Source organism: Sphingopyxis sp. BSNA05 (assembly GCF_013265645.1).
Classification (GTDB): domain Bacteria; phylum Pseudomonadota; class Alphaproteobacteria; order Sphingomonadales; family Sphingomonadaceae; genus Parasphingorhabdus.
In genome coordinates this window covers 1-3,490 of sequence record NZ_PYIA01000084.1, presented here as the reverse complement: position 1 = coordinate 3,490, position 3,490 = coordinate 1, and the positions used below count along the sequence as shown (strand labels likewise).

4 protein-coding genes are annotated in these 3,490 nt (G+C 55.9%); all 4 read left to right on the top strand.

The genetic code is table 11. The annotated features are described in order from the left end of the window. Nucleotides 1-319: type-F conjugative transfer system secretin TraK (locus C8024_RS09360; RefSeq protein ID WP_173204381.1), on the top strand; the 319-nt coding region annotated here is incomplete at its 5' end. Then, entirely contained in the window at nt 316-1,632 is a 1,317-nt protein-coding gene (locus C8024_RS09355) for a TrbI/VirB10 family protein (protein ID WP_173204379.1), read from the top strand. The genes C8024_RS09360 and C8024_RS09355, both read left to right, overlap by 4 nt. Next, nucleotides 1,629-2,504 (top strand): DsbC family protein, encoded by an 876-nt coding sequence (locus C8024_RS09350; RefSeq protein WP_173204377.1) that lies wholly within the window; start codon nt 1,629-1,631, stop codon nt 2,502-2,504. Before C8024_RS09355 ends, C8024_RS09350 begins: the two co-directional genes overlap by 4 nt. Nucleotides 2,505-3,230: 726 nt before the next feature. Continuing rightward, on the top strand, nt 3,231-3,490 hold a 260-nt coding region (locus C8024_RS09345), incomplete at its 3' end, for a TraC family protein (protein WP_173204375.1).

Below are 3,490 nucleotides of genomic sequence, written 5' to 3'. Positions count from 1 at the left end.
CGAAGAGCAGACCATCATCGCTTTGGTGAAAGCGGTGGCGGAGGGCGCAGCGCCTCCCGGTTATAGCGTGCATCAGCGGATGACGCGCCCGGTTCGAACCGGATCCATCGAAGTACAACTAATCGCGGAATATCGCGGCGCCAATTATAACGCTCAGCAATTCATTCTCACCAATCGCGGGAAAACCGCAGTCATACTCAATGAAACCGAGCTTGCGCCCAAATCCGCGCGCGCAATCTCCTTTGCCCAAAACACACTCAAGGCCGGAACAACCACATCCGCCTTTGTTGTCACCGCGACCCGGGGGACCGTCCAATGAGCGAGAGCAAAACTATAGCACCCGTTAAAGATGCGGATGCAGAACAAGGTAAAGCGCGCGCTGGCCTCAACAAGCAGATCGCGCGGCGGCAAAATATGCTGCTTGCCGGTATTGGCAGTCTCGCGCTTATCGCAGGTGCCTGGTTTCTGTTTGCCGGTGACGGCGATGAAAAAGGTACGCAAGAAAGCGGCATCATGACCATTGACGCTGGCAGTCTGGTCAACCGCAATCTCTCCCAGCGCGAGTTTGTCGCGGCTTATGAAAACCGGCTTAACAAGCTTACCCAGGATCAAAAGGCGCTCAAGGAAGCGCAGCTCCCAACCCGCGAAATCGAGGAACAAATTGAAGCGCTTCGGCTCGAAAACAGCGAAATGCGAACCAACGGACAAGCAGCTATCGATGCGATCTCAACAGAAAACGCGGGTCTGAAATCTCAGCTGAAAGAGAAAGCCGCAGCGCCGGCACCAGTTCCTCCGGCCTATGGTCCGCAAAGCGGAGATTTTAACCCGCAGTCTGCATCGCTTGGATCACCCGATGGTACAGAAATTTCGCCTGGCGGTTCTCCATCCGGCGCAGTTAAAATACTCAATTTCGGAAGCACCGAGCAGGGATCAAAATCGGCCAAGAAGCGCACATCGGAAACATCACCGCTGCTGGTTGAAGACAGTCCGGAATATCTACCACCCAATAGCTATGCACCAGCAAAGGTCATTGTCGGCGTTGATGCCTCGGTGGGAGTTGCCAGTCAGAGCGATCCGCTTCCAGTGGTATTGCGTATCACCGGCCCTGCCCGGTCTGTGGTCAAAAATGGTAAGTTGCTCACCACCAATATTACCGGATGCATCGTCAACGGCGCGGCGCGCGGCGATCTCTCGGCTGAAAAAGTCTATGTGAAGCTGGCGCGCATGACCTGCAATCAGCCCGGCGGTCGTGTCGCGGTCAGCGAGGTTAAGGGGTTTATCAGCTTTGCCGGTAAATCCGGCGTGCGCGGACGCGTTGTCAGCCGCGAAGGCAGTCTTGTCAGTCAGGCTTTGCTTGCCGGAATTGTTGGCGGGTTTGGGCGCGGCTTTTCGGCCAATGCCAACGGTATATTTTCCGGTCAGATTGGCGCGAACGGGAAACGCGATAGCCTATCGGGCGCGGACATATTGACCGGCGGTCTTGGCCAGGGCGCTGGCGATGCCGCCGATACTGTCTCCAAATATCTCATCGAACGAGCCGAACAATATCAACCTGTCGTCGAGATGCCGACAGGCATCGATGTCGAGATCGTCTTTCTCGACGGCGTCCATGTAAGGAGTGAACAAAAGTGAATTTTTCCAATTTCAAAACCGAGGGTCGGACCTTCAAGTCACGGGCGGCCGCCATTGCGCTTGCAGTCGCAAGCGGCGGGGTCGTCACAGGCCTTGTTGCTGCCAGCTTCATCTCGGTTCCAGCTAATGCCGCAGCGGTACTTCAGGATGTGCGAACCGCAATTGAGCTGCGCCTCCCCAGAACACCCATTACCAGCCTCACCTGCAAGGGCTTTGGCGGTTTGTGCGAGGTCGTATCGGAAAAGACATTATTCTACATTGATGAACGCGCGCGCTATCTATTTGTCGGGCGTCTATACGATATGGAAAGCCGGGCAGACCTGACGGCTGCCAAACTACTGGAGCTTAATCCGGACCTGCTGGTCGCAGGTTCCGCGGGTGCAAATGACACTGGACCAACGGCCTCAAAACAGCCCGCCGAAGAACGCGCATCCAAAGTTCCCGTCGCGGACTTAACGCCATCAGGCGCCGTCCATTGGGGGGGCAAATCCGGCCCCAACCTCATTGTGTTTTCCGATTTTCTTTGCAGCTATTGCAAGCGGCTGACCGCTGAACTTAAAAAAGCGCATGTGCGCGTCGAAGAGCGGCCAATTTCGATTCTGGGCGAAAAGAGCCGAAAACTGGCCGAAGCGGTAATCTGTTCCAGTGATCCTGCCAAGGCGCTACATCAAGCCTATTCCGGCGAAACGCCAAAACCACAAAAATCATGCGACACATCGGGTCTTGATGCCAATGAGGCCTTTGCACGAAGCCACGGTTTTTCCGGGACGCCGGTCATGGTGCGCGCAAGTGATGGCGCGGTGCTTGAAGGATATCGCGGCGCTTCTGAAATCCGCGCGTTCCTCGGCTCAAATGCAAAAGGTGCAAAATGATCCGGGCGCGTTTTCCATTGGGCGTGTTAGCGCTGTCATGCGTCTCACTATCATCCTGCGCCAGTCTGGGCAGCAATATAAGCGGCAGTTTCGATTGCAAGGCGCCGGGCGGCAGCTGCGCACCGACATCGCAAATTGATGCGGCGGCAAGCGTGGCAATGCTCGAGCAATCTCAGCCGAGCGGCAGGCGAAACCTGATATCGGCGGCGCAAACCGCGCGGACCGGCGAGCGTGTGCTCAAGATTGTCTTTCCCGGATTTGTCGATGCGTCGGGCAATTTGCATGAAGCCCGCAGCGTGCATGTAATCACGCGCACTCCCGACTGGGCTGCCACATTGGCTAGTGGTGATACTAATATCGCCAAGCAAATGGCGCGCGATATAGCAGATCAAGCCAAGCTAGCATCCAAAGACAATTCTGGTGGCGCTCTTAGCGCAGACGATGGCGCCAGTGAAGCGCCGTCAGAATCAATGGACGCCACTGACCCATTTCTCAAAAGTTCTTATAATTTGCCCTCGCGTGGTTCGTACCCCTTGACCGTACGAGAGGCAATTGCCGGTGCAAACATGCCGGCAATCGAGGGGTTCGATGGGCTCCCTCCCCCAGCAAGTCGAACCCCTCACCCTGTTTGGAGGCATTCCCGAAGGATGGTCTACCGAGTATTGAGGCCATTGAAGCTGCCAAAATACGCGGGAACAACAGACTGCCCAGCCTGGAGAAAGGACAATGACCTTCTCCATTCCATCTGCGCGCGCAAAACTATTGTCTGGCCTGTTTGGTGATCAGAAAACCGCTGACCATGCAAAGCCAAGCATCGCGCTCGATATGCTGTCAGACTGGCTTCCCTACCGGGTATTTGATACCGGACCGCGGCTGTATCGCAATGCGCGCTCCAAAGGATTTATTTTATCCGCCGCGCCGCTGATTGGAGCGGATGAACGCACCGGTGAAATATTGGGGCAGTTTTTTCCGAAGGCATGCCCGAA